General features: G+C 38.9%; 25 protein-coding genes. 5 read left to right on the top strand and 20 right to left on the bottom strand.

Annotated features, from left to right (window positions below; translation table 11 throughout):
• Positions 1 to 48 precede the first annotated feature (48 nt).
• Positions 49 to 876, top strand: coding sequence for an SDR family oxidoreductase (locus tag DFP80_RS06005; protein WP_113915903.1), 828 nt, complete (start codon positions 49 to 51; stop codon positions 874 to 876).
• Positions 877 to 1,015: 139 nt separating this feature from the next.
• Here DFP80_RS06005 and DFP80_RS06000 read toward each other — a convergent pair whose 3' ends face one another.
• Positions 1,016 to 1,240 (bottom strand): hypothetical protein, encoded by a 225-nt coding sequence (locus tag DFP80_RS06000; RefSeq protein WP_241560202.1) that lies wholly within the window; start codon positions 1,238 to 1,240, stop codon positions 1,016 to 1,018.
• Between DFP80_RS06000 and DFP80_RS20855 the strand changes: the two genes are divergently transcribed.
• Entirely contained in the window at positions 1,178 to 1,312 is a 135-nt protein-coding gene (locus DFP80_RS20855) for a hypothetical protein (protein WP_258546975.1), read from the top strand. The two genes, DFP80_RS06000 and DFP80_RS20855, sit on opposite strands and share 63 nt — an antisense overlap.
• Positions 1,313 to 1,343: 31 nt before the next feature.
• A complete protein-coding gene (locus DFP80_RS05995; RefSeq protein WP_113915902.1) occupies positions 1,344 to 2,972 on the top strand; it encodes a recombinase family protein in 1,629 nt (542 codons plus the stop codon).
• A gap of 219 nt (positions 2,973 to 3,191) precedes the next feature.
• Here the strand turns inward: DFP80_RS05995 and DFP80_RS05990 are convergent, their stop codons facing one another.
• The 9 genes from DFP80_RS05990 to DFP80_RS05950 form a co-directional block, all read right to left on the bottom strand.
• Complete coding sequence (locus DFP80_RS05990; protein WP_113915901.1) at positions 3,192 to 3,566, bottom strand: hypothetical protein; 375 nt, start codon at positions 3,564 to 3,566, stop codon at positions 3,192 to 3,194.
• Complete coding sequence (locus DFP80_RS05985) at positions 3,563 to 4,453, bottom strand: plasmid recombination protein (protein WP_113915900.1); 891 nt, start codon at positions 4,451 to 4,453, stop codon at positions 3,563 to 3,565. Before DFP80_RS05985 ends, DFP80_RS05990 begins: the two co-directional genes overlap by 4 nt.
• Before the next feature lie 2,193 nt (positions 4,454 to 6,646).
• Entirely contained in the window at positions 6,647 to 7,522 is an 876-nt protein-coding gene (locus DFP80_RS05980; RefSeq protein ID WP_113915899.1) for a hypothetical protein, read from the bottom strand.
• Between the two features lie 80 nt (positions 7,523 to 7,602).
• On the bottom strand, positions 7,603 to 8,238 hold the full coding sequence (locus DFP80_RS05975; protein ID WP_148039905.1) for a hypothetical protein: 636 nt from the start codon (positions 8,236 to 8,238) through the stop codon (positions 7,603 to 7,605).
• Positions 8,239 to 8,395: 157 nt separating this feature from the next.
• Entirely contained in the window at positions 8,396 to 8,626 is a 231-nt protein-coding gene (locus tag DFP80_RS05970; RefSeq protein WP_113915897.1) for a hypothetical protein, read from the bottom strand.
• Between the two features lie 104 nt (positions 8,627 to 8,730).
• Positions 8,731 to 9,159 (bottom strand): hypothetical protein, encoded by a 429-nt coding sequence (locus DFP80_RS05965; protein ID WP_113915896.1) that lies wholly within the window; start codon positions 9,157 to 9,159, stop codon positions 8,731 to 8,733.
• 486 nt (positions 9,160 to 9,645) lie between these two features.
• On the bottom strand, positions 9,646 to 10,248 hold the full coding sequence (locus DFP80_RS05960; RefSeq protein ID WP_113915895.1) for a hypothetical protein: 603 nt from the start codon (positions 10,246 to 10,248) through the stop codon (positions 9,646 to 9,648).
• Positions 10,249 to 10,792: 544 nt separating this feature from the next.
• Positions 10,793 to 11,254, bottom strand: a complete 462-nt coding sequence (locus tag DFP80_RS05955; protein ID WP_113915894.1) for a hypothetical protein — start codon at positions 11,252 to 11,254, stop codon at positions 10,793 to 10,795.
• 284 nt (positions 11,255 to 11,538) lie between these two features.
• Entirely contained in the window at positions 11,539 to 13,086 is a 1,548-nt protein-coding gene (locus tag DFP80_RS05950; RefSeq protein ID WP_113915893.1) for a carboxypeptidase M32, read from the bottom strand.
• A gap of 141 nt (positions 13,087 to 13,227) precedes the next feature.
• On the opposite strand from DFP80_RS05950, the gene DFP80_RS05945 reads away from it, so the two are divergent.
• Complete coding sequence (locus DFP80_RS05945) at positions 13,228 to 13,428, top strand: addiction module protein (RefSeq protein ID WP_220150914.1); 201 nt, start codon at positions 13,228 to 13,230, stop codon at positions 13,426 to 13,428.
• A 390-nt stretch (positions 13,429 to 13,818) separates the two neighbouring features.
• On the opposite strand, the gene dld is transcribed toward DFP80_RS05945, so the two are convergent.
• From dld to DFP80_RS05915, 5 genes are all read right to left on the bottom strand, one after another.
• The gene (gene dld / locus DFP80_RS05935; RefSeq protein WP_113916050.1) at positions 13,819 to 15,558 is read right to left on the bottom strand and encodes a D-lactate dehydrogenase; all 1,740 of its coding nucleotides are present in this window, start codon (positions 15,556 to 15,558) and stop codon (positions 13,819 to 13,821) included.
• A gap of 174 nt (positions 15,559 to 15,732) precedes the next feature.
• Complete coding sequence (locus tag DFP80_RS05930; RefSeq protein WP_113915890.1) at positions 15,733 to 16,161, bottom strand: BLUF domain-containing protein; 429 nt, start codon at positions 16,159 to 16,161, stop codon at positions 15,733 to 15,735.
• 90 nt (positions 16,162 to 16,251) lie between these two features.
• Positions 16,252 to 17,130 (bottom strand): alpha/beta hydrolase, encoded by an 879-nt coding sequence (locus tag DFP80_RS05925; protein ID WP_241560201.1) that lies wholly within the window; start codon positions 17,128 to 17,130, stop codon positions 16,252 to 16,254.
• A gap of 217 nt (positions 17,131 to 17,347) precedes the next feature.
• A complete protein-coding gene (locus DFP80_RS05920) occupies positions 17,348 to 17,974 on the bottom strand; it encodes a LysE family translocator (protein ID WP_113915889.1) in 627 nt (208 codons plus the stop codon).
• Complete coding sequence (locus DFP80_RS05915) at positions 17,971 to 18,744, bottom strand: YqcI/YcgG family protein (RefSeq protein WP_206610566.1); 774 nt, start codon at positions 18,742 to 18,744, stop codon at positions 17,971 to 17,973. Before DFP80_RS05915 ends, DFP80_RS05920 begins: the two co-directional genes overlap by 4 nt.
• Before the next feature lie 118 nt (positions 18,745 to 18,862).
• Between DFP80_RS05915 and DFP80_RS05910 the strand changes: the two genes are divergently transcribed.
• On the top strand, positions 18,863 to 19,768 hold the full coding sequence (locus tag DFP80_RS05910; RefSeq protein WP_113915887.1) for a LysR family transcriptional regulator: 906 nt from the start codon (positions 18,863 to 18,865) through the stop codon (positions 19,766 to 19,768).
• A gap of 120 nt (positions 19,769 to 19,888) precedes the next feature.
• On the opposite strand, the gene purU is transcribed toward DFP80_RS05910, so the two are convergent.
• The 5 genes from purU to DFP80_RS05885 all read right to left on the bottom strand — a co-directional run bounded on the left by purU (position 19,889) and on the right by DFP80_RS05885 (position 26,157).
• On the bottom strand, positions 19,889 to 20,755 hold the full coding sequence (gene purU, locus DFP80_RS05905) for a formyltetrahydrofolate deformylase (protein ID WP_113915886.1): 867 nt from the start codon (positions 20,753 to 20,755) through the stop codon (positions 19,889 to 19,891).
• Positions 20,756 to 20,859: 104 nt separating this feature from the next.
• Entirely contained in the window at positions 20,860 to 21,540 is a 681-nt protein-coding gene (locus DFP80_RS05900) for a sarcosine oxidase subunit gamma (protein ID WP_113915885.1), read from the bottom strand.
• Entirely contained in the window at positions 21,533 to 24,565 is a 3,033-nt protein-coding gene (locus tag DFP80_RS05895; protein ID WP_113915884.1) for a sarcosine oxidase subunit alpha, read from the bottom strand. The genes DFP80_RS05900 and DFP80_RS05895 overlap by 8 nt, the downstream gene beginning before the upstream one ends.
• A 12-nt stretch (positions 24,566 to 24,577) precedes the next feature.
• Positions 24,578 to 24,871 carry a sarcosine oxidase subunit delta gene (locus tag DFP80_RS05890; protein WP_113915883.1) on the bottom strand — a complete coding sequence of 98 codons (294 nt, stop codon included), beginning with the start codon at positions 24,869 to 24,871 and terminating at the stop codon, positions 24,578 to 24,580.
• A 32-nt stretch (positions 24,872 to 24,903) separates the two neighbouring features.
• Positions 24,904 to 26,157 (bottom strand): sarcosine oxidase subunit beta family protein, encoded by a 1,254-nt coding sequence (locus tag DFP80_RS05885; RefSeq protein WP_113915882.1) that lies wholly within the window; start codon positions 26,155 to 26,157, stop codon positions 24,904 to 24,906.
• Positions 26,158 to 26,481 lie beyond the last annotated feature (324 nt).

The following is a 26,481-nucleotide window of genomic DNA, read 5'->3' as shown; positions in this document are numbered from 1 at the left end:
TAACAATCTTCTATAGTGAATCCTCATCAATTAGAAGGAATAAGTATTATGCTCAACAAAACATGGTTTATCACTGGAGCCTCTTCAGGCTTAGGTTTAAAGCTCACAAAACAAGCGCTTTCGCGTGGAGATAAGGTATTCGCAACCGTTCGGAAAATATCAACATTGGATGAGCTAAAAGCGAGCTTCCCTGAAAGTTTACAAGTGTTGCAATTAGATCTCACCGACCTAGGCTCAGTGCGGAGTGCGGTTGATACTGCATTCATGGCCGGCCCAATAGATTTTGTAGTGAGTAATGCCGGTTACGGCTTATTTGGTGTGGCTGAGGCTTTGACTGATCGGCAAATTGACCGTCAGATTACCACGAACCTAACTGGGTCTATTCAGCTTATACGAGCCGCGCTACCACATTTACGCAAACAAGATAAAGGCCGTATTGTTCAAATCTCATCTGAAGGAGGACAAGTCGCCTATCCGAATTTCAGCCTATATCATGCTAGTAAATGGGGAATTGAAGGCTTTATAGAATCGGTATCTCAAGAGGTGAATGAATATGGTATTGATTGTGTCATTATAGAACCTGGCCCAACAGAAACTAACTTTGCAAAGGGATTGGACTTAGCTGACTCCCTAGAGAGCTATCAAAATAGCGCGGCAGAAAAAATGCGACATGCATTGTTTAATGGTGATTTCCCAATTAAGGGAGACGCTGATAATACGGTTACGGCAATGCTTAAAGTGATTGATATGCCTAAAGCGCCATTTCGCGTGGCGCTAGGAAGTATCGCCTTTGACAACATCCACCGTGCTTTAACATCTCGTTTGGCTGAACTTGAAAAACAAAAAAACCTAGCTTATTCAGCAGATAAAAACTGATATATTCACTCTAATCTACATAAACTTTACTAAGATAGTATTGCTAAAACACGGCTATCCAAAAAGATAAGTTCAAGCCATTATGATTAAAAGGCTAGACAGTGGTCTGTCTAGCCTTGACCCACTCATCTAAATGATTTTACCTCTTTTGCAAGTACCGCCCTTCTAGGTGTTTTCTAAAATGTGTGGCGTTTAGGGTTTCGCCTGTGGCGCGTTTGACGAGTTCATCTGTGGTGTGAAGCGAGGCTTGTGTCCAGATGTTGTCGCTGAGCCATTGGAAGATGGGGCTTAGGTCGCCGCTTTGAATTGCGGCGTCGAAGTCGACGTTTTGTATCATGGTGGCTTTGTATTGGGCGGCGTACATGGCGCCGAGAGTGTAGCTTGGAAAGTAGCCGAAAGCGCCATCGGTCTTGTGCTAAAAGTAACCTGCATATAATATATTCTTTATCATAGAGTTAGGTATTCACATGAACGCTCAAGTTTATTCATATCAAAGATTTTCTAGCCCTCTCCAAGAAAAGGGAACGTCTTTAAAAAGACAAACAGACTATGCAATCGAAGTCGCAGACAGACATGGATTAAGATTGAATAAAGATTTGGTCATGACAGACAAAGGGCTCTCAGCATTTCATGCTGAACATGTAGCCAAAGGCGCACTGGGCATATTCATAAAAGCAGTAGAAAAAGGAATAGTTAAAGCCGGTTCGATTCTCATAGTTGAATCATTAGACAGATTAAGCAGACAAACGCCTTGGCAGGCACAGACACAATTTAATGAATTGATAGGGAAAGGCATCACTATCATCACAGCAAATGATGATCAAGTTTATAACATGAAGACTTTATCTAAAGACCCTTCTAAAATGTTTATTTCTATAGGCGTAATGATGAGAGCTCATGAAGAATCATTATCCAAGCAAAAAAGATCTGTGAAATATATTCATAAAAAAATAGATGATTTTGAAAAAAATGGCAAAGGTGATATAGCTGGATCTGTACCCTTTTGGATTACAAGAACCAAATCTGGTTTTGAATTAAATAAGTCATCTAACACAGTGAAAAAAATCATAGAAATGTATTTGAATAATACAGGTCTAAATCTTATTGCTAGAGACCTCACCTTATCGAAAGTAAAAACTCCAACTGAAAAAAACAACTCATGGGGCGTAACAACAATACGAAAAATATTAGATAGTAAAGCTCTATATGGCTGTAACAGTTTTAAATTGAGTTACCTGATAGATGGTAGTAAAATAAGTGAAAATCACGAATTAAAAAACTATTATCCGCCTATAATATCTGAAGAATATTATAATTTAATTCAAGAGCGCAAGAAAAAAAAGGCAAGTAGTAGAGAGTCATATAAAAACAGTGTTTATCTACTGACTTCATATGGTAAAGGTCGTTCGATCTGTGCAGTTTGCGGTCAAGCACTTGGTAGTCAATTACAAAAACAAATGAATCGAAAAAAAGAATATACTAAAAGTGTATTAAGGCTACATTGTACGAAAAACAAAGAAACTTCTGATTGTTGTAGTAGTGTAAAATCAGATGAATTAGAACTACACTTCATTCATGCAGTCATGACTAATGTTGAAAATCAACTTTTCGAATCTCCAAGAGATAATAAAGATTCGATTGAAGCAGTACAAGCTACTATAGATAAACAAGAAGAAAAGATTTCTGCCTTGATGAGTGAATTTGGAGAAAGCAATATTTCTAGCATACGAAAAATAGCTCAAAAGCAAATCATTGAAGCTAGTAAAATTTTAGAAATAAAAGAAAAAGAGCTTGAGAACTTAAAAAGAAAAAATTCTCATGAAAAAATAGACGAAGAACAACAAAAAAAAATTCAGTCTTTAGCAATGAAAGCACAAGATTTTAAAAACACAAACGAAAGATCAAAACTAAAACAAATATTAATGCAATCTATAAAAAGAATACGAATAGATCTTAAAACTTTAGAATTAGAAGCCATATTTTTTAATGGAAGAGTCTTATCTATTCTCAGAAAAGATGGTAAATTCATCAGCAATGTATATATTAATGACAAAAATGATAACAATATATATAGAAAATTAAACAATATAGAATGATTTTTCACTGATTTTTAACCGTTCTCATAAGTGCGTAGCACCTTATGCCGCGCTTATGAAATAAGCATAGTCGGTCACTATGTGTATCTCTAAATCTATAATAAATCATACACTATTTTATTTTGTCCTCTTCCAGATAAACATCGAGAATGATTATTTAATACTCACCTGTTCATAAAAATAGGATTCTAAATAGAATCCTATTTTTGGCATTTATAGTTAGAATTCGAATAAATCTAATTCATTTAAAGCTTGTTCAATACTACAGCTTTCTTCTTCATCAGTAGAATCAGACTGTTTTTTATCATCTACTTTAACAAATGATGATTTTATTGAATCAACGAAAGCAACAGTAGAAGCATCTGATGAAAATAACACATACATTAAATTAGTCATTCTCTTCTGAAAAGCAATCATTTCATCAGCTCTATGAATAGTTTTTTCTTTTATCATATGTTTTATCATTAATTCAATAAAAAGCACATGCTCTTTTTGAAGCTCTTTAATAAAATCGCTATCAACATTTATCTTTTTAATTTGGTCAATATACTTATAATGACTATTTAGTAGTATTCTTATTTCAGCAGGTTTCATATCGCTCTCTCCATTTTATTATTGTTGTTATCAGAGTCATTTAATTTTTTAGTTATCTTCTCTATAAATTGATCTGAAATTCCAATTTTCTTGAGAAGAAAAACTAATTTTTTTTCATATTTTTCAAGTCTTATTCTCTTCTTATCTAATTCAGAAGAGATGAATTTTATCTTTTGCTTTATAGAATCAGATCGATTTAAAGTATTCGCTAAACGTTTAGAAGCTTCTTGTTCAACTTTCCATTCTTTTCGAGTTAATCTCCGCCTCCTCGGACCATCTCTTGTAAGGCCGCAAGGTATACCAACATTTGTATAATATGCATCTTGAAATGCTCTCATAGCATCGCTGTATGCTCTTAGTTTTATCTTCGCGCTCTGAGAGCTAACTGTATTACGAGCAGCAATACCGTCGTGCACTAGCCCAATATCCAAGCTGTTATTTACATCTAATTTTGGAACAAGATAAAAATGACAGTGCCAAAATGGCTCATCTGAATGAACAACAACTGATTTTAATTGCTCTCCATATTTTTTTGATAAAAATTCTATTGTTAGTTTTAGCCAATGTTGAAGATTTTCATTTTCAAATGAAATTTCATCTGTTCTAGCAGGATATGAAGCAACTCCGGCCACCATTACTAAACCATCTTTTCTGAGTTTTCTACCAATGCTATCTTTTGCTATTACAGCCTGACTCTCTGATAACTCAAGAGTTTTTTCAGGGCTTTGACCAAAAACTAAAATTGGAGGCTTTATATTAGATATATGACTGCTAGCTTCAGGAGCTCTTATCGCTTCATTAATAACGTTTCTTGCACTTTGACGTTTATTATTTTTACTTGATACTCTAGAGTAAGCTTCGACATGAATAAATTGATATCCTTCCATAATATATTCTCATTTTTATAACGTGCTTAAATAATATCAATTTAAAGAAAAAAATGAAAATACAAGACTTTATATATATATCATAACTTATATTAAAAACAAAAAATAACAACAAAACAAAGAGTATGATTTAAAAATGTTTTTTGGAATATTTTATATTAAAATAGAAATAAAAATTATTTTTTTATATTTTTAAAGATTAATTTTATGAGAAATAATACAATTATTTTTGCAAAAAACATTTACTTTTTAATAAAAATATGCTACCCTAAAGAAACTAATTAAGTTATTAAAAAGCTAAATTTCTACAAACAATTCTTATATATACATTCAACCATCTCTCATCAAATATATATTTATTCCATAAAAAACAACAATAAAGAGGAGGCATATACTGGATTATATCGCGCAGCGGTATAAAAAAACGATCTTCAATCGATTTCAGCGAAACAGACAAGATTTTTTGAAAACAAACAAAACAGCCCCTATTTTTTTAAAAATTTTCCTTAAAAATCAAAGCGTTATAAACCAATCACTAGCTAAGAAGAAAGCAATATCGTAGATACACAACACGGCAACGAAAGCTACTTAGAGCGCGTAAGAGCCATAGAATTATTCTACGGCTTCTTATCGGTTTCTGCTTAAAAGCTCTCACAAGAGAGCTCCTATTTAAATCCCACCCTCCGGTGCCTCTTGATCAAGATTTCATCCATTTCTGCCTAAGCCTTTAACGTCTTTAACGTCTTTAACTTTCTCTCTAAAAACTTCGAACTCTTTTTAGTTTATTTTCATCTATCTATTTATATTGTGATGATCAGTTATATTTAAAATTTTATTTTCATTCCCCATTACTCTTTAATACTAAAAAAATAGTTTTCTTCCTCTGTATTTCATACTAGTACAAGTATATTTCTGCTTCTGTGTGCTTCATACTAAAACAAGTATATTTCTATCTCTGTGTTTCATACTAAAATAGGTATATTTCTGCTTCTATATTTCATACTAAAACAGGTATATTTCTGCTTCTATATTTCATACTAAAACAGGTATATTTCTGCTTCTATATTTCATACTAAAACAGGTATATTTCTGCTTCTGTATTTCATACTAGTACAAGTATATTTCTGCCTCTGTGCTTCATACTAAAACAAGTATATTTCTGCCTCTGTGTTTCACACTAAAAAAGGTATATTTCTGCTTCTATATTTCATACTAGTACAAGTATACTTCTGCCTCTGTATTTCATACAAAAAAAGGTATATTTCTGCTTCTGTATTTCGTACTAAAAAAATATATTTCTTTATCTATGTTTCATACTAAAACAAATATATTTCTATCGCTGTATTTCATACTAAAATAAGTATACTTCTATCTCTGTGTTTCATACTAAAACAAGTATATTTCTGTCTCTGTGTTTCATACTAAAACAAGTATATTTCTGTCTCTGTGTTTCATACTAAAACAAGTATATTTCTGTCTCTGTGTTTCATACTAAAATAAGTATATTTACAAATAAAATATCATTTAAAAATTTTCTTTATCCAATGAAATAAAAAATATTTTTAGTTAATAGCAACCAATTATTCAACATATATTTTTCCAATAAATTAAAAAAATAGAAATGACTTCTAAACTAGAATTGAAAAGTCATATCAAAAATTTAATTTTGATTGATTTTTATTTCGGGAAGGAGAGTACTTATTAAATATATGCAAAGTGACTAAGTTTTATAAAAAAGCATTAAAACACTGCTATTACGATGTTTTAAAGTATGTTACTGATTTTTTTGCCTACTCACATAAAATATTATTATGTAGTAAACAATCGTATGCAGAAATATCTTCTAAATTACCGTTAAAATACCACGACGTGAAGTTAGCGCTTCTATTTTTTGAATCGCTACTAATACATACTTTCTTACCACTATTGTTTTGAAATATCCAATTAGAGATTTTTTGAAATCATGATCATTACGTGCTGACTGAGATCATACCTCTAACTGTGTCTGTGTTTCAGACTAAAATATGTATATTTTTATTCCTGTATTTAATGCTAAAAAGTATATTTTTTATATTAAAAAATTTTATGGCCACATACATTTTTAGGATATAAGTCAATTCAATTACTACCTAAAAAAAATAAAAACTTTTATTTTTTATTCTTCGGAAAGTAACTGACCTACACATTGCCTTGTTAGGTGATTTCTTTCCACTGTACCCCTCTACTTTCATAAAGACTAAAACAACCTTTATATCCTATAAGCCTTAGAATATATTCTGTGATTACATCTCTACATGTTGCGTAAATTGAATATTGATTGGCATATGATAAATGACTTAAACCCGAATGTATGATTTCGTTTCGTAAATTTTTTATATCCTTAAGATTAACATCCATATCAACTGAATTGAACATTTCCTTAAGCAGGGATTGAAAAGTATATTTTTTTTCATCTGACGAAAAATAATTTCCTTGATTATATTTTAGACCTTTTACTTTCGCATAAGAAGATTTTAGATTTTCTAATAGAATAAATAGGGTAGCTAACTTTAATTCTAACTGAAAATTGTTTATTTCAGGTGTATTCAGGAGATCGACTACAACATTCAAATCTCTTTCCCTATAAACATTGAAGTAAATATCAAAACAAGACTCAATTAAATGTTTAATATCAGAGGTATCAACACAAGATAATGGAGGCCGGAAGTAATGATACTTCCCCCTAACATTTAAAGTGCGAGCTCTGTTATTTCCCTCAATATTCCATGCATAAAAACTGACTTCAGAACATATTGCAAATGAAAGTAAAACACTAATTCTATCTACAACACCTAAGGCGCGTTCACGATCGTCTTCTTCTATATTCTTAACTACTAGTTTTGTTGATTTAACAAACTGACCTTTTAGGTCACTTTTTTTTGCATTTATAAATTCTGGTGCTTGATAAATTTCGATAGATAGACCAGCGACAGAGAATGAGATTTTATTTCTCACATAACCTCCAGTCTTTGTCTCAGTGATTTCAATACCAGAGACTACAAAATTTGAAAGATAACAGACTAAATTCAATTTAACTCCTCAATGCCTAACACTGCCAACAGGGCTTTAAGCACGGAACACTAAGTTCTCACAGACTACTTTGTTAAGCTTCATTCTGCATAGCTAAGAATCTTCTGTTCTAGATTTCCGCGAGCAACACATGTAACACCACCAGGATTAGAAAACTCTGACTTTGTTGAAAAATCAAATGTAAAATTCTCATTGCCAGCAAACTGATTATTTACAATGTTGTAATATTTAACATCCACATCGACAACATATTTTGTATTGACACTAATTACAGTACCCTCACCCTCAGGCGCAAGGTAAACATTTGTTCTACCATTTAGCCTAGAAGTACGAATCGCATTGAAAGCATGACCCTGAAGGTTTGTAAATGTATAGCTTGCGCTATCAGACGGGTCATATGTATATAAGCTTTTCCCACGAGCATTATTAAACTCACGAACAGTGTTACCGCAGTCAACATAATCTGAAGGTTTTCCAGTGGAAAATGATACGTTTATTATTCTTGAACTCTTTTCTATATTGTTAATGATAAAAAAGTCAGACGCTAAATTTTTTACTAACCGATCCCAGATTGTATCAAATTTTTCATTTATAACTATTTGATTTATAATGGTTTGTGAACTTGGCTTTGTATAATTCATGTTAGATGTCGCGCAGCCTGTCAATAGCATAGTAGCTGCAATACTTAATTTTTTTATCATTTTAATTTTATCCATTTTATTCAATTGATTTAAAATTTAATATTAACATTTTTATATATCTATACTTACGCTTAATGAATTTAAAATTCGATGGATATATTGTACACATAATCATATAAAAACTATAAATATATTTATACGAGTTTATTTCAAAATAAAATAAACAACCTCTTCATTCATCATAGAAATCACCCTCGATTATTTTACTTTCATGCAAGTAAGCTATTCCTTTTGGAAGAATTTCGATTTCATAGTAAGCTAAATCTGGATAGTGTGGACTAACTTCATTTGACATAAGTCCGGTGCAATATCCTTGCTCTATTAGATATTTAAAATCTCTGCTCTCCTGACCAGCTTCGATAAATTCTTTACCATTATATAAATCTAAAAGTAGTTTTTTCATTAGGTATCTCTATTTTGAAGTAATTCAAATAACGCCCACCCTCATACGTGACAGGTGAGCGGATTAAAATTTATATCATTTAAATAAATCTGGAAAAAACTATATCAGGCACCGTCAAGCTTTTTAAGCTGACACAGACCACCATCAGACAACATAATTTTGAAAGAGTCTTGTGAAAGCACCCCTAGAAGCTCAGAGACGCCTCTATCATTAATTATAAAAAGTTGGTCATGATCGTCTTTGTATCCAACGCAGTCTAGCTGATACCCGTACAGATAAGATACTGAGTCGCCCGCTATAGGCTTTGTTGCATAAATATAGTTATTGATTAAAAATGCTATTGGGGGTTCGTCAGGGCTATTTTTTGAGTCAAAAAAATGATCATTACTCAAAAATACCACTGATCTGTCGTCGTGTGTGGCTCTTGATATAGAATATATCGAGACCTCATCAGACGTGATCCCATTAAGAATAAATTCGTAGAGGTGTGATAGGTTTTTTAGATTAGCAGTGAATAAATTTAAGGTTTTCATAGAGCTAGTACCTCTTAAAAGGGTTATATATTGCCAAAATGGCGTGTTAGCTCGGCTCTATTAGCTAAATGTCAGAGCTTCACTGGGGTCATATATTTTTCCTTTTAAGATGAATGAAGCTTAGCCTCAGCACCTATGAAAATATGATACATAAAAAAAAAGAGAAGTCAACCAAAATCATCCTGAAACTTTATCTAAGGCTGAAAGTATACCGGGGGTTGAAGCCGCTACAAGACTCTTATCTGAAATAAGAAATCCGTGATAATTAAATTTTTTTAAAATCAATACTATGTTTTTTTAGGAGCCATTTGATATATCCCTCTATAAAATCAGTATTTTCATAGCTTTTATTATGCCTCTAGATAAATAGCGGGCTGATAAGAACATAGCCTAAAAGGGCAGCTCTAGTCAGTGTAGTATCTAACTGCACTGACTTTTGTGCATATATGCGTCCTATTTTATGTTGTAGCTAACGAACACACAGCACTACAGCGATTTGTCAATAAAATTGCGCTGTATATCACCCAACACATCTGCTCTATACTTTGCAATAAGTTGTTGATATGACTCTGCTATTGCACTAGAAGTCGTGGCCTTCCCTATAATTTTCACTTCATGATTTACTGAGTAGCTATCAACAATGGCTCCGCCTTTCCTGACTTCAAGGGATAAAGCAACAAACATAACAAATTCTGTATCACGTCCAGCGATCACTAAACTTACGAATGGGATTCTATCTGCCGTATCAGTTACCCGATAAACATCCGCCTTCCTGATTGTAACTATTAACGACTTGTCAGCATCACCTTTAACAATCAATGTTTCTGCTAATAAAAGATTAATATCTGACTCAACTGTTAATTGCGGTGAAACTGTAGTTTTTATTGGAATAAATGAATTTCCAAGTAAATGATTTTTTATCTCGGCATCGGATGCACGATTTATAACTGTTATATTATTAACATGCTTTGGCTCAGTGGCCATATATAAAGCCGATTGATATTCAGATTCAGATAAATCAACACTTAATGGTGCGCAGCCCACTAAAAAAAATGCACACATTAACAATAGCGTAACCACATTTCTCATATCTCATCCTTAATTTCACATCTAAAACGGTTTCTAATTTTTTAGTACCGAAGTAAATTTTATGCAAGCACTCAAATTTTTTTAAATATTTTTTTAATTTAGCTGAAGCATATCTATTTTCTATTCGTGTTCTTTTTTATAAACCAACTTAGTTACTTAGCCATTATTCTATTGAATGTAATTATTTTTAGAAATTTACAAAAAACAATTTTAAAACTATATATACACGACTATTTTTAAAAAGTTTTTTATAAAAATATAACCAAATCAATCTCTCCCTACCTACCAAAACTCATCATTTATAGCACCATTTTTCAATCTTATAAAAAATCTCAAACTAAAAAAGCAAAACCCATTTAAAAACGATAAAAAAGGTTTAATTATTTTATTTAGTAGTAGGAAAGTGATAAAACAGCCACATTACTAACTATCATTGGGCTTTTCAGAATACTAAATCGACCAGTTTTTTGACCTGATCACATACTCCCTAGTCAAATATCTACGATCTATTAAGATCTCCATAGAAAAACCAAGAAAATATTATTTAAAATGACGCATTTAATTTGAGATCTTTCCGTGCCGAATCAACAATAGAAGCGAGACATCTTTCTGCTCCAACATAGTAACTATCAAGATGCTCAAAATAACTATCATACTTTTTATTCTTCATTTTCATGAATTCGACAAGTGCTTGATTTGCTTCGATAGAAAAAAAAAGAGTTCCACTATCAGCATACTTGCGAATTTTATGGTAGCTATTACCCCAAAACTTTTGCACTTCTACTTTTCGATCATTGCTAATTTCTCGCTGCTCGATTTCAGCACTGTAATGTATATCGAAGTAATAAACGATATCTGACAGAGCTTCAATTACATTTTTGTAAGCTTCTACTTTTAACTCCCACCATTTACGATTACGATGACTAAAACTACCAAGCCATGCGGAAAATAAACCTGCTGTTAAACCAACAGCCCCAAGTTTTAATATTTCAAAAAATATGTCCATAGATTTAAAATTACAGCTAGTAAGCAGTTATAATATGACGAAGCCATAACTACAACTGCTTGTGAAACGGCCACGCTATCTATAAGGGATGTGTTTTTCAAGATTAGGACGTCCCTGTTGATATCGCAGTACTACTTATCTCTTGCTAATGAATATTCCCAAACATTTGGTTGTATTTTACTTTTTTAATAACTGAAGGCTCTTTTTTACACAAGTCTTCAGCAGTTAGCAACAATCGAATTTTAACAGATGTGACCTAATTTGTATCTCTTCCCTTATGCAAACTATAAATACCGTTCTTCTAGATGCTTTTTAAAGTGCGTGGCATTAAGCGTTTCACCAGTAGCGCGTTTTACTAGCTCATCCGTGGTGTGAAGCGAAGCTTGTGACCAGATGTTGTCGCTGAGCCATTGAAATATTGGCGACAAATCACCGCTTTGAATAGCCGCTTCTACATTCACTGTTTTATTCATCGTTGACATAAATTGTGCTGCGTACATGGCACCTAATGTGTAGCTAGGAAAGTACCCGAAACTCCCATCAGACCAATGTACGTCTTGCATACAGCCGTTTTTATAATTGTGAGTTATTTTATTGCTTTTGGGGTCTGTCCAATGTATGTCTTGCATGCAGCCGTTTTTGAAGTTGTCTTTGGTGGAGATGCCAAGGGCGGCTTGCATTTTTTCGTCCCATAATGCGGGTACGTCTGTATGTTCTATTACGCCGTTGATGAGGTCGCGTTCGATTTCGTAACGTAAGATGACGTGCGCTGGGTAGGTTAGCTCGTCGGCGTCGACACGAATGAAACCTTTTTCTACTTGGGTGTAAATTTTATACAGGTTGTCTTCAGCAAAGACAGGGTCATTGTGTGCGTTAAAGGCTTCCGCTGATAGTCGTGATAAATGCGAGATAAAGGGTTTGCTGCGCCCTATTTGCATTTCGAAGAACAAGGACTGTGATTCGTGAATACCCATGGAGCGGGCTTCGCCGACTGGCAATCCTGCAAAGGCTTTGGGTAAGCCCTGCTCATAACGAGCATGGCCTGTCTCGTGTACGATGCCCATTAGAGCTTGTACAAAATCTTGTTCATCGTAACGTGTGGTAATGCGCACATCGGTTGGTACGCCACCACAAAATGGGTGTACGCTCTGGTCGAGTCGGCCACGGTCAAAATCGAAGTTCAGTAACTTCATGACTTCTAAGCCAAGGGCTTTTTGAGTTGCAGTCGAAAACGTTCCAGATGGCAGAGTGATGGATTCGGATTTCTGCTTTTCCAGTACGTTTTCAATCAGTTCTGGCAACCAGATTTTCACGTCGGTAAACAAGGTATTAAGCGATGCGGTTGTGGTGCCCGGTTCGTATTTGTCTAGCATGGCGTCATAAGGCGTAAGGCCTAATGCAGCACCACGGATTTTGGCTTCTTCACGAGACAAAGCAACCACGTCTTTCCAGTTTTTTTCGAAGCCTGTCCAATCGTTTTCTTGGCGTTGCGAGCGCCACGCGTGCTCGCATTTAGAACCTGCGATAGATTGGGCTTGCACTAAGTCTTCTGGAACCATGGTCGCTTGTTGCCATTGGCGTTTCATCTCACGAAGACTGGCTGTTTGCTCAGTGTTTAAGGATTCTTGCTCAGCGTTACCAAACCATTCCTCTAACTGTGGTTGCGTTGATAAACGGTGAATGTGAACCGATAACTCGGCCATGGCATTGGAACGCGCTTCGCTACCGCCCGATGGCATGTTCGCTGCAGCATCCCAGCCAAGCATGGCTTGAGCATGGTTAAAGTGGCTGAGTGTTTGGTAGTGTGACGTTAACTTGTCGTAGTTGGACATTGTCGTTTTCATCCTATGTAAAAGTTGTTCTGCTTGTCGGATCGATATAAATGAGTGATAGCAGGGTAAAAATTGTCATCAGTTACATTTAGTCTAAATCGTTTTATACTTCTAGACATGAAATATTGCTAGGTGACCATGATGAAACTAAATGATTTAACAGCGAGAGAAAAAGTGACACTAGCTCAGCAGCTTTGGGACTCTGTCGCAAATGATCAAGATGCTATAAAGCTCACTACAGCCCAAAAAAATGAATTAGACAATAGACTGGCACAATTCGAATCCGATCAAAATGTCGGCTCAGATTGGAACACAATAAAATCTAAAATATTAGGCTCATAATGCTATATAAAGTAAGGATACGCCCAGAGGTCGAGGACGACCTGAAAGAAGCTTACTCATATTTCGAACATTGCAGAGCAGGACTTGGCACTGAATTTATGCTTTGTGTTGAGGATACGTTGTTAAAAATTTCAACTCATCCAAAACAATACCCGATTGCTCACAAGACACTTCACAGGGCTTTAATAAATAAATTTCCATACGGTATTTTCTAGACTATTCAGCAAAATATGGTTGTTATTTTTGCTGTCATGCATTGTGCTCGTGACCCCAAAAAATGGATATTGAGAAGCTAAATTAAAGATATAAACTCACAACCTATCAACCAAAAAGCCGAGACATCTTTAAAAGAAACGTCTCGGCTTTTTGCATTCTCTGTTGTTCTAACGCTTATTTACCACAGCCACAACCGGAATGATCGCCACTCGCGTCTTGCCAATGCTTGAGCTTACTGGTGCCGCCGATACCTGAGTTGAAGCTGTTGGTTGGGTCAGTTTTTTGGTAAAACTCTCGCAGCGCTGGTTTCGCAACATATTCATGGCCCACGTTATGCTCGGCTGGGTATTCTGCGCCGCGAGCGTCGTAGCTGGATAGAATTTGCTTCTTCACCGCTTTGGCGTCAACGCCTTTTTTCATGATGTAGTTTTGGTGCATGACGTGACAGAAGAAATGCCCGTAGTACATTTTTACCGCGACTTTTTCTTCGATGTCTTTTGGTAGTTCTTCAAACCAATCGCGCTCATTTCGTGGGAAGGCCACGTCGATGGTCATGATGGAGCCCAGTTTTTTCTTATTCATTATATGAAGGCGAGTCAATGCTCCGCCAGTCACAAAGCGATGCAAGATGGCTTGGTCAGCTTCACGTTTGGTACAAGCAAAGAAGTCACCTTCGTTGTCTTTAAAGAAGTTTTCTAAATAGGCTTGCGCTTCCGCCACACCATCGTTGCTGGTTTCCACTATCCAATGATGTTCGTACTTTTCACGAAAATCTTCCATGCGCTTTGGCAAATGATTTGGGAACAGCTGACTCGCGTATTGCATCATGATGTCAGAGAATTTGGACGGCATGAATTTCAGTTTTCCAGCCCATCTGTCCACTGTACGTTTTAGCGCAAACATTTTGGGGATGTATTTAGTGCCCAATTTATCGATCACCAAATAACTGTCTTTGCCGTATTTTTTACTGATGTCATAGCTGCTGCTGTGCATGTATTCACCAGACACAGGCAGGTTTTTAAAGGTAGACAACATATCACGGCGCATTTGTTCCATCACCGCAGGATCATTGGTGCCAATGTAGAAGACTTGGTACTTTTCTGGAATCGGGAAGGTATCAATACGCACAGCAAAGACCGCCAATTTACCCGCACAACCAGATGCTTCGTACAAGCGACGAGGATCGTTATTGAAACGTGATGGCGTGTCTGCGTCTACGTCACGAATACGCTCGTGGTATTCGTTGTCAGAACCGCGTTTTTCGGGGAACTGTACGTCTTTTTCTTGGTAGGTTTTGTTTTGCAGATTGGTCAGAATTTCTTCTGGATCCGTTCCCAACTCAATGCCTAAATTGTTCACCAATTGCAGTTCGCCATCTTGTGTAACTTGGGCAAACAAGGACATTTCTGTGTACGCAGGGCCACGTTGCACCAAGGCACCACCAGAGTTGTTACAAACACCACCAACAATAGACGCACCAATACAAGAAGAACCAATAACCGAATGAGGCTCACGGCCGTAAGGTTTCAGCGTGTCTTCTAAGCCAAACAAGGTACTCCCTGCAAAACCCACAATCTGTTTACCTTGATCAAGCAACTGAATGTCGTCAATACGCATGGTGCTGATGATCACGATAGGACGATCATAGTCCGCGCCATTAGGTGTTGAACCACCCGTTAAGCCAGTATTAGCCGCTTGCATAATAACGATAACATCCGCTTTTACGCAGGCTTGCAGACATTTCCAGATTTCAACCAAGCTACCAGGACGAACAACCGCATACGCCTTACCACCACCAAGGCGAAAACCTTGGCTGTAAGGTTTGGTCTTGTCTTCGTCAGTCAAGGTATATTGGTTTCCCACTATGGCCTTTAATTCAGCGGCCAAGTCTAAGTTGAAACTGGTGTCCGTCATACTGCTTTCTGTCATAGCGGCTACTTCACATCGTGTTGGTAAAAGAGGCGAGTATACTAAACTGATCAATCAGTAAAAAAAACTCCAGCAAAACAATTAGGAATCATGTCCATAAGGAATGCTTATGCAGGGAAAGGTTTACATAAACATTAAACAGTGACTTTTCATTCAATATCACTGCGCTTCTGCCCTTTTTATCTCATCTCTTATGTCCAGTAAGAGTGACTTAGCGCTCTCTTCGTTCATCTTATATGGGTCGAAGTTTATACTTCTTGTATGCTGATAAAACAGTTCGCGAAGGCTTTCCGTATTTTGTAGATAGCCCATATTCCAGCTATCAAACTCTCTTTTGGAAATAGCTTGATAAGCGATTATTTCAGGCCTTTTATGGCGCGGATCCGTAGCGATTTTATGATAGATCTGGTTCACATTTTGACGCGTCCCTTCTAGGCATTGAAGAAAAAACTGCCGATTAAAAGACAGCAAGCCAGTTACATTGAGCGTTTTATTATTAAGCCGCGCCACTTTAAGAATACGAGCGATGTCTTCAATATCAAATTGCTCGGTTATGGTACTGGTATAAATAAGTCGAACTAAATCCACATTGAGCCCTTTTCGATAAAATGTATTTAATGCATCGTTGCTTGTAAAAAATTATATCTGCAAACATATCACACAAAATGTCAGTATCTTTCACTCTTCCAATACAACGGCATTCGCGCCATGACGCTGAAAAAAGTCGTTCACGTCATCTAATATCGGCGCTTTGCTCTTCAAAAACCAAACAAGGCTCGACACCATAGCCACATGATCAAGGTCGTCGTAAACTTTGCTTTCAACTAGGCCCTGTACGACATTAATTTTCTTAATCAGTTTATCCATATTACTTTTACCAACTAGAGTATCGTCAGCACCCCAGAGTAATAACATTGGTGGTTCGTCGCCTTCTATAAAAGTCGTCACCTGCATATTTGGATAGTTTTCTGGCGGACCAAATATAGCTATATAATCGTCTTCATAGGGCACAAAATCATACGGACCAGATAAACCTGCAAAGGCGTTTAAGATGGAGGGTGTTAAACCTTCAGCTCGCAAATAGTGTTTATCCGCCGTCAGCAATGCTCCGATATGCGCACCAGCAGAATGCCCTGAAATAAACAAGCGTTTAGGGTCGCCTTGGTATGCTGCAATATGTCGGTATGTCCAAGCGACCGCCTTGGCTCCATCTTCAACAAAGGTCGGAAATTTTACCTGTGGATATTTGCTGTAATCGGCAATGACCGTGATATAACCCTGTTTTGCAAAGGCTTCGCCTACAAAGGGATACATGTCTTTTGAACCATCCTTCCAGCTGCCACCATAGAAGAAGACAACAACAGGAAGAGATTGACCCGAAGAATGAGGCGGGACATAAACATCTAACTTCTGCCAAGGCTCAGTGCCATAAGCGATATCTTTTGTCGTTTCAGTATTACTGAATGCATTAGGCAAATTGGCAACGCCTAACCCTACTTTGGTACAGGCAACGAGCAATAAAGAACTCAGCGCCACACACACTTTTGCTATCCTCAAAATTGACCTCTTGCTGCTTTTAAAATGAACTTAATTTAAATGATACGCAGAGGATAGGAAAATAGACCAATATTTGCTCTAGGACGGCTCAACTCGTTCATAAGTGATGAGTTTATGCTTGAACTCAGGGACTACTTCAATAAATAACCCAACACACGTTTCTGCCCCCAACCTGACCCCTTAGAAGAAACACTAACAGACATTCCATCCATCTAAATCAATCAAGCCCCACCATTTCATAGATATTATATATCACCCCTAAAACTGCTATAACTAAAAGAAATAAAGACGACAAGATCTCCATCCCCTTATTATGCTTATTCGGAAGCCACCGTTTCACAATAAGAATATAAAGAGAGAGCACCGTAATATCAAAAATCATCCAGACAATAGAAAGAGTAAAAATACTTGTACTAAAGTCATTTGTAATGGCAATGAATTGGGGAAATAGCGAAACGAAAAACAGAATATCTTTAGGGTTCGATATACCTGTTATGAAGCCTTGAAGCATTCCACTCTTACTTGAACCCGCATTTTTTTCGTCATTTTTAGCTACAGTGGATATGGTTTGTAAGCTTTGAATAGCCATATAACCAATAAAACATGAGCCTATGACTCCCAATACTCGCAGATAAAAAATATCTAATGAGACTACGCCAATCAACATCAGTGCTGCAAAAAAAATCAACACGAATGAGGCTAAGTTCGTGCCTACCACAGTAGCAAAGGCTCTTCGGTATCCAAAACGAATTGCCGTACCCGTAACAAGAGCAACAACCGGACCGGGTGTTAGAAGCAATATTAGAATTGCAAATATGTATGTCATTAACAGTGCTAAGTTCATAAGCTATTTTCTTTTTTTTGAATATGAAGAGGACAGCGAGATCTGGAATTAGAATCATGCTCATTTAGAATATATTGCTTCCATTCTAAGTTATCAGAGTCTCCATAAAACCCTAGTTCTGCAGGAACAATTCCTCCATTATAACTATCAACTCGATGACGTATTTTTTCTCTGATATTTCTTCCTTTAGGTGTTTTATGACTTGCTAAAACATCAAAATGCTCCCGAGGGTTAATAACGAATACTACATGCCTCCCAAGATTCCTGCTTTTCAGTTGAGTATGACTTGGGCAACTCACATTAATAAATAGTTCGACTCCACCAAAGCAAAAAGACCATTCAGAATTATCAGTTTCTGTCGGAATCGTTTTTGGCCATGGGGAGATATCATGATCATGCATTTCTTGTATTCGATTCCATGCGAAATCATGTTCATCAGTTAACTTTTTAAATTCGTTTTCTTTGAATACAATCAATAATGGGCTATACAACCGATCTTCTAGTTCAGTATTAGCGATACTTTGCGTAAACTCAGTTAAAGCTCCAACCATCTCAACAATCGTTTTTTTTTCCCCAATAAAGGCAAAACGAAGGGAATTTTTTCTACAAGCATTTCGACCAAAAAAGCAGGGAAAAGCGTTATCTTCAAGACATGTCATAATGTTTCTGAATGCTTCAACTCGCCAATCTTCACTTATAGATAAAAACTTCTGATCCTGTATTATTTTTTTTAAATCTGACTGAATTACTATTTTTCCATTACTTAACATTTTTTTCCCTGCATCCATTCATTTAAACGAGCATATTATTCAATACTTAAAACGCTGTTGAAAAACGGAAAAAAATAAAGCTAAATGTGAATAAAACTCAACATTGGATAAATCCCCTATGTCACTACCACCACTATATGCACTTCGCGCCTTCGAAGCCGCGGCTCGATATGGCTCATTTACTAGGGCTGCGGACCACCTAAATCTAACAACGGGAGCCATTAGCAAGCACATTCGCACGCTAGAAGTATGGTTTGGATGTGAACTATTTAAACGGAAAGGCCCTAAAGTTGAAGTAACAAGTGCTGGTAGCTCACTCGCTGGGCAGATTAGTGAAGGATTCAATTATCTAGAAAGAGCGTGCTCAGAATTTCGCAGTAGCCATAATGAAATTCGACTAAAAGCACCTTCTACTATTACGATGCGCTGGTTGCTAGATAACTTACATACCTTTCATGAAGATAATTCAACACATAAGATCGAAACCACCAGCGTTTGGATGAATATTGATACCGTTAATTTTAGTAAAGAACCCTACGACTGTGCGATCCTTTTAGGGAATGGGGTGTTTGGTCAGGACACAGAATGCGCACTGCTTTTTCTAGAATGGCTAATACCAATATGCGCTCCAAACATGAAAGAGATTGCTCACAACAATCTAGAGAACTGCTCTCTGATTCACCCATCACCAGATAAGAGAGATTGGAGACGATGGCTCAAAGGCACTCAAAAACACCCCGATTTACATCTTGCACAAGGCAAAATATTTGACACCTTAGAACAAGGCAATATGGCTGCTATGTGTGGACATGGTGTTTCAATAGGAGACTTACTGTTAAGCGCTGATACGATTAATAATGGATTATTAGCCACACCGTTTAATGAAGCTATCGCAACCGGAGATGGCTACTATTTAGTTTGGCCAAAAGGAACAACTAAGAAAAAGCTGATCGATCAATTATTTATTTACCTAAAGCAGCGAACACCAAATACCCCTTCTGGCGACATTGTTTTTCTTATATAACAAACCATCCTAAGCAACATGCCACACTAAAGAACAATTTTGAATACTGAATTTTAAACAAAAAAAGCCGCTCCCCCGAACGGCTTTTTACTTTAGTCAATCTGCTTCTAGAAAAACAGATTATCCACCAAAGACAACAGTGCGCTTACCATTCAAAAAAACACGTTTTTCTACGTGACATTTCACCGCGTTAAATAAGGTAACACGCTCAATATCTTGGCCTTTGGCAATAAGGTCTTCAGCATAGTGCGCATGGTTAACCACTTGGATACCTTGCGAGATAATCGGACCTTCATCCAAGTCATTGTTCACATAGTGAGCCGTCGCGCCGACCATTTTTACGCCTTTTTCCCATGCTTGATGATAAGGTCGAGCACCTTTAAAGCCAGGCAATAAAGAGTGATGGATATTAATCGCGCGGCCATCAAGGTATTCACACATGCTTGGAGAAAGCACTTGCATGTAACGCGCTAGCACGACTAACTCGGTATCGTATTGCTCGATTAATTCTCGCACCTGCGCTTCTTGCTCAAGCTTGGTGTCGGCAGTAATTGGCAAGTGGTAATACGGAATGCCGTGCCATTTCGCCAGATTCTCTAAATCAGGGTGATTGGAGATAATAACCCTGACATCAATATTCAATTGCCCAGTACGAAAACGATACAACAAGTCATTCAAACAATGATCGTATTTCGACACCATGATCGCCACTTTTGGCTTATGGTTTGGAGCGGTTAATGACCAATCCATCGAAAACTCGGCAGCACGTTCTGCAAATTGTTCCGCAAACACCGTTTCGTTAAAATCAGCATTTTGTGGCAAAAATTCTATGCGGATAAAAAAACGACCTGATTCTCGGTCATCAAAGGAGTGAATTTCATCGACATAGTTACCGGCTTGCGCCATGTATCGAGTCACTACATCGACTGTTCCTATGATACTTGGGCAACTAGCAGTAAAAATCCAAGGCGCGGTTTTTGATTTCATAAAATAGTCTCTTATTGTCTTAAGCTTTTTATGTCACGAAAAAGGCTGACCACCAAAAAGTGGCCAACCAAAACAGTGAAATAACACAAGTAACTGAGAAGAAATTAGGCCTTTACGACCAAACCGTATTCTCGACTGGCGTCTTGAATCCATAACCAGAGATAATCCGCAAAGCTACGTCGCACGACTAGTTCGAATTTATCATCCGCCAAGCGACAAATCATCGCGCCACTTTTAGCAAAGACCGTAGACACAACCTTACCGACAGGGAATTCACTCGCATGCAAATCCACCGGTGTCGATTTTTTCAGCATCTCGACCACATCATCGCCAGACACGTCGAAAATGGTTGTGCCACCACTGATATTCACCAATGAAAAATGCCCCATCAGCTTGTCATGAAAGTGACTTTCTATGCCGCACGCCTTATCAGCTTCAACAATAATGAGCCATTCATCAGGCGATACCCAACGTACAGAAACGTTGCCCATCGAAGATTCGTTTGTGGTGACAGAAGTAAGCGGCTGCATTGGCAATGCCACGCCCAATAAGGACTTAATCATTTCTTGCTGCTCTAATGATGGGAGGCAACGCAAGGTTAATAACCCCATCAGCTTACGTTCATGGAAATGCACACCGCCTTCTTTCGGACCATGTTCAGCAATACTGGCCAGATCCGCATGATGAAGCGGACTTTCGCCCATAATATCGGCAGCTGGCAACTGCTTAGTCACCAATTTAGTATCCCTTGCTACTACTGTTACATCAGATGTTACATCAGACATTTTGACGCTCCCCTTTTGGATCTAAGAATACTGCGCTACAAATTTCCGCTTCGATAACACGACCATCCGCCAAGGGATAAAAGATTTTTTCGCCCATTTTATCCAACCCACCTTTGACAAAACCCATTGCCACAGAACGCTTCAAATTCGCACTCCAATAGCTTGAGGTTACATGCCCAACCATTGGGACTGGAATTGGCGCTTTCGGGTCCAGCACGCCCTGTGCGCCTTCTGGCAAGACCACATTAGGATCAATGGTTTTCAACCCCACTAGCTGCTTACGATCCGCTCTAACACAGTCCTCACGTTGCATGCCGCGTTTACCAATAAAGCTAAATGGCTTCTTCATGGCGACCGCCCAAGACATACCTAAATCAAAAGGATGTACAGAACCATCGGTGTCTTGGCCCGCGATAATAAAGCCTTTTTCCGCACGCAATATGTGCATGGTTTCCGTGCCGTATGGCGTTAAGTTAAATTCAGCGCCTTTTTCGAACAATTCTTTCCATACATGCAGTCCATAGTTAGCTTGTACGTTGATCTCGAACGACAACTCCCCCGTGAAAGAGATACGGAAGACACGAGCGGGCACACCAGCCACCGTCATAGGTTTCCAATCCATAAAGGCCATGCTTTCTTTTGAAACATCATAATCAGTCAGCTTTTCCAACAACTTACGGCTATTCGGGCCAGAAATTGTCATCGTTGACCAATGATCAGTTACCGAGGTGAAATAGACCTCCAGCTCTGGCCATTCTGTTTGATGGTAAATCTCTAGCCAAGACAGTACGTGAGCCGCGCCGCCTGTGGTGGTGGTCATCAGGAAATGATTTTCCGCCAAACAAGAGGTCACGCCATCATCAAACACCATGCCATCTTCACCGCACATTAGACCGTAGCGACATTTGCCAACAGGCAATTTCGCCCATGCGTTGCTGTAAACTCTACCTAAAAATTCGCGCGCATCTTTGCCTTGAATATCAATTTTACCCAGAGTCGATGCATCCAAAATACCAACCGATTCACGAGTCGCTAAACACTCACGGTTTAGCGCATCCTGCATGCTTTCATTGGATTGTGGGTAATACCAAGCACGTTTCCACTGACCGACATCTTCAAATTTCGCGCCATGTTCCACATGCCAAGCATGCATTGCTGTGTAGCGTTTGGGGTCGAATAGTTCACCACAATCACGTCCAGCAATCGCTCCAAACGTCACCGGCGTGTAGTTCGGACGGAAAATCGTTGTGCCAGTTTCCGGGATGGTTTGCTTAAGCATTTTTGCCGCAATCGCCATGCCGTTAATGTTACCTAGCTTGCCTTGGTCAGTACCAAAGCCCATCGCGGTGTAACGTTTAACGTGTTCAATAGATTCAAAGCCTTCACGACACGCCAGCTCTATGCCTGCTGCGGTGACATCATTTTGATAATCAACAAACTGTTTAGGCGCTTTTGATGTCGGTTTAGTGTGTGGGATATGGAACAGGGCCATGGCCTTGCCCTCTTCAATGTCATCCGCTTCTGGCAAGGCAGCGTCAGGCTTATCTAAGCCTAAATGAGCCAAGGCATCGCAAGCCGCACTCAAACCTTCTTCTAGCACTTGTACTGTGCTGAACGTACCATTAATCGCGCCAGCAGTAAGTTGTTTCTGAGCTGTTGCGCCCGGAGTGAAACCAAGAATGTCGTCATTCCAAACAGGACGAGCGCCAGTATGACAAGACAAGTGAATAACCGGACTCCAGCCACCAGACGTGGCAAGGGTATCCGCTGCCATTTTCACAACAGAGCCAACAATCACATCGCCAGTTTCGTTTAATGGCGCAATGGAAACACTGGAGACACGTTTACTACCATGAGCTTCAATCACACCTGACCCAACAAGAATACTGATTCCGCGTTCTCGAGCGGCTTCAACAAAGGTGCCTTGTGGGTTCTTACGGGAATCGACAATCGCGACCACATTACGTCCGGCATCGTGCCAATCAAGCGCGGTGCGATAGGCATTGTCGTTCGAGGTCATCAATACTAAATCTTTACCCGGCGCAACGCCGTAACGGTTGAGATAAGTTGAGACTGCATTGGCAACCATACAACCAGGTAAATCGTTATTGCCATAAACCAGAGGGCGCTCATGAGCACCTGTTGCCAAAATCACCCATTTGGCACGCACACGATGCAAGCGTTGGGCAATTTGGCCATTGGGCGCACGATCCGCAAATTGATCGGTACAGTGTTGCTGAATAGTTAGGAAGTTATGATCATGATAGCCGTTTACCTGAGAATTCGGCAGCATCAAGACATCGTCAAAGCCCGACAATTCTTCCACGACTTCAGCAATCCATTCGGCGGCTGGTTTGCTATTTAACGTTTCTGTACTGCTTAACAAACTCCCGCCAAACTCGTTTTGCTCATCGGCAATAATCACTCGTGCACCAGCACGTGCAGCGGTTAATCCTGCCATTAAGCCAGCCGGACCTGCGCCAACAATCATCACGTCGCAATGTTGATTCATCTTGTCGTAGATATCTGGATCACTTTCTTTTGGCGCGCGACCAAGACCTGCGGCTTTGCGAATGTAAGATTCGTAGGTTTCCCACATGGATTTTGGGTACATGAAGGTTTTGTAGTAAAAGCCCGGAGGCATCATTTTCCCACCGACTTTGCCGACCCAGCTCATTAAGTCTGTATCGACATTCGGCCAACCGTTTGTCGTGCTAGCAACCAAACCATTATAAAGAGACTGCTGAGTCGCACGTACGTTAGGAATTTGTGTCGCTTCAGTAGAGCCAACCTGCATGATGGCATTTGGTTCTTCAGCGCCCGCAGCAACGATGCCGCGCGGACGGCTATATTTGAAACTCCGGCCAACAATATCAACACCATTCGCCAACAAAGCAGAGGCCAAAGTATCACCTTCGAACCCTTTATATTGTTTGCCGTTATAGGTAAAAGTCAGCGGTTTAGAGCGATCAATCCGTCCACCATCTTGGAGACGATTAGACTGTTTACTCAAATCTTGTGTCATGGTATCGCTCCTCTATTTCGCTTCGTTGGCCACAATAGATGGCTTTTCGCCAACTTTATAGACTTCTAGGATTTCGTACGTTTGAGTATGACGCGTGATGTTAAAATACTTACGACAGCCCGCCCCATGAACCCAAAGTTCGTGGTGTATTCCGCGAGGGTTGGCACGAAAATACATAAATTCGCCCCACTCTTTATCTGTGCAAGCATCTGGGTCTAATGGCCGCGAAATATGCGCCTGACCAGACGCATGAAACTCTTCTTCCTCGCGATATTCACAACAATGCGGGCAATAAATATGAAACATGGTATTTCTCTCCTTAATCGGTCTTCGCCCGCTTAATGTGCTACGCCAGCTGCGCCGTGTTCGTCCACCAGCGCACCGTTATGGAAACGGAACATAGAAAAAGGTTTCGCCAATGGATGCATTTCGCCCTTCGCCAAAGACGCGGCAAACACATGACCTGAACCTGGTGTCGCTTTAAAACCGCCCGTTCCCCAACCACAGTTGAAAAACAGGTTTTTCACTGGCGTTTCACTGATAATCGGACAAGCGTCTGGACAAGTATCAACAATACCGCCCCACTGACGATTCATACGTACACGACTAAACACTGGAAACATTTCGACAATCGCTTGAATCGTATGCTCAATAGTGGAATAAGAACCCCGCTGACCATAGCCTGTGTAGCCATCAATCCCGGCACCAATAACCAAATCCCCTTTGTCCGATTGCGATGCGTAACCGTGTACTTGGTTAGACATGACCACCGTATCCAAAATCGGCTTAATAGGTTCAGACACTAAGGCTTGTAAAGGATGAGATTCTAACGGTAATTCGAAGCCGCCCATCTTCGCCAATACACTGGAATTACCAGCAACCACACAACCCACTTTGTCAGCACGAATTTCACCATAACGAGCAGTTCGTACACCGACAACAGTACCGTCTTCGATGATTAGATCTTCCACTTCGGTTTGTTGAATCAGGTCCACGCCATGAGCATCGGCTCCACGAGCAAAGCCCCACGCCACCGCATCGTGACGAGCAACACCCGCACGAGGCTGCCAAGACGCCCCCATCACGGGATAACGCGCGCGGTCAGAACAATCCAACACAGGCACAATTTCTTGCACTTGCTGAGCATCCAGCACTTCGCCGTCAATACCATTTAAACGGTTGGCATTTACACGACGTTCAATGTCACGCATATCTTGTAAGGTGTGGCCAAGGTTCAAACAGCCACGTTGAGAAAACATGACGTTGTAATTTAAATCTTGAGACAGACCTTCCCACAATTTCATCGCATGCTCATAAAGGTGAGCCGCTTCATCCCACAAATAATTGGAACGAACAATGGTCGTATTTCGCGCTGTATTACCGCCCCCCAAAAAACCTTTTTCAATCACAGCAACATTGGTAACACCAAATTCTTTCGCCAAATAATAGGCCGTCGCCAAACCATGACCACCACCACCGACAATAATCACATCGTATTTTTTTTTCGGGGTTGGATTACGCCATACCCGCTGCCAATTCTCGTGATGGCTAAAACTGTGCTTTAACAATCCAAAGCCTGAATAATGCTGCATCAGATCAGCTCCTTAGATAAATAATCGTTTCAACGATCATAGTGACATGGTTAAAAAAGGTTGCAGCGTCTTAGTCAGCTAAGATGTCCACCAAGACGCCATAGACTAAGCGTTCACCGTGATAATAGAGATAAAGATTTCTATCCTAATGCTTGGAAGCGTCCAGCGAATGACAATTTACGACAGAGAGGGTGACGGCTTTGGATATGGCCATTAACTAGGTGAATTTATGCTTGGATGGTTCATTATTATTAAAGGTCGAAGACCCTCATTTGACGAGCAACCCAACCTAGAAAGAACTGGATCAAGGCCAAGGAAATAAGT

Source organism: Marinomonas rhizomae (assembly GCF_003315485.1).
Classification (GTDB): Bacteria; Pseudomonadota; Gammaproteobacteria; order Pseudomonadales; family Marinomonadaceae; genus Marinomonas; species Marinomonas rhizomae.
The sequence above is the reverse complement of the archived record's forward strand: the minus strand, read 5'-3'. Positions and strand labels throughout refer to the sequence as shown.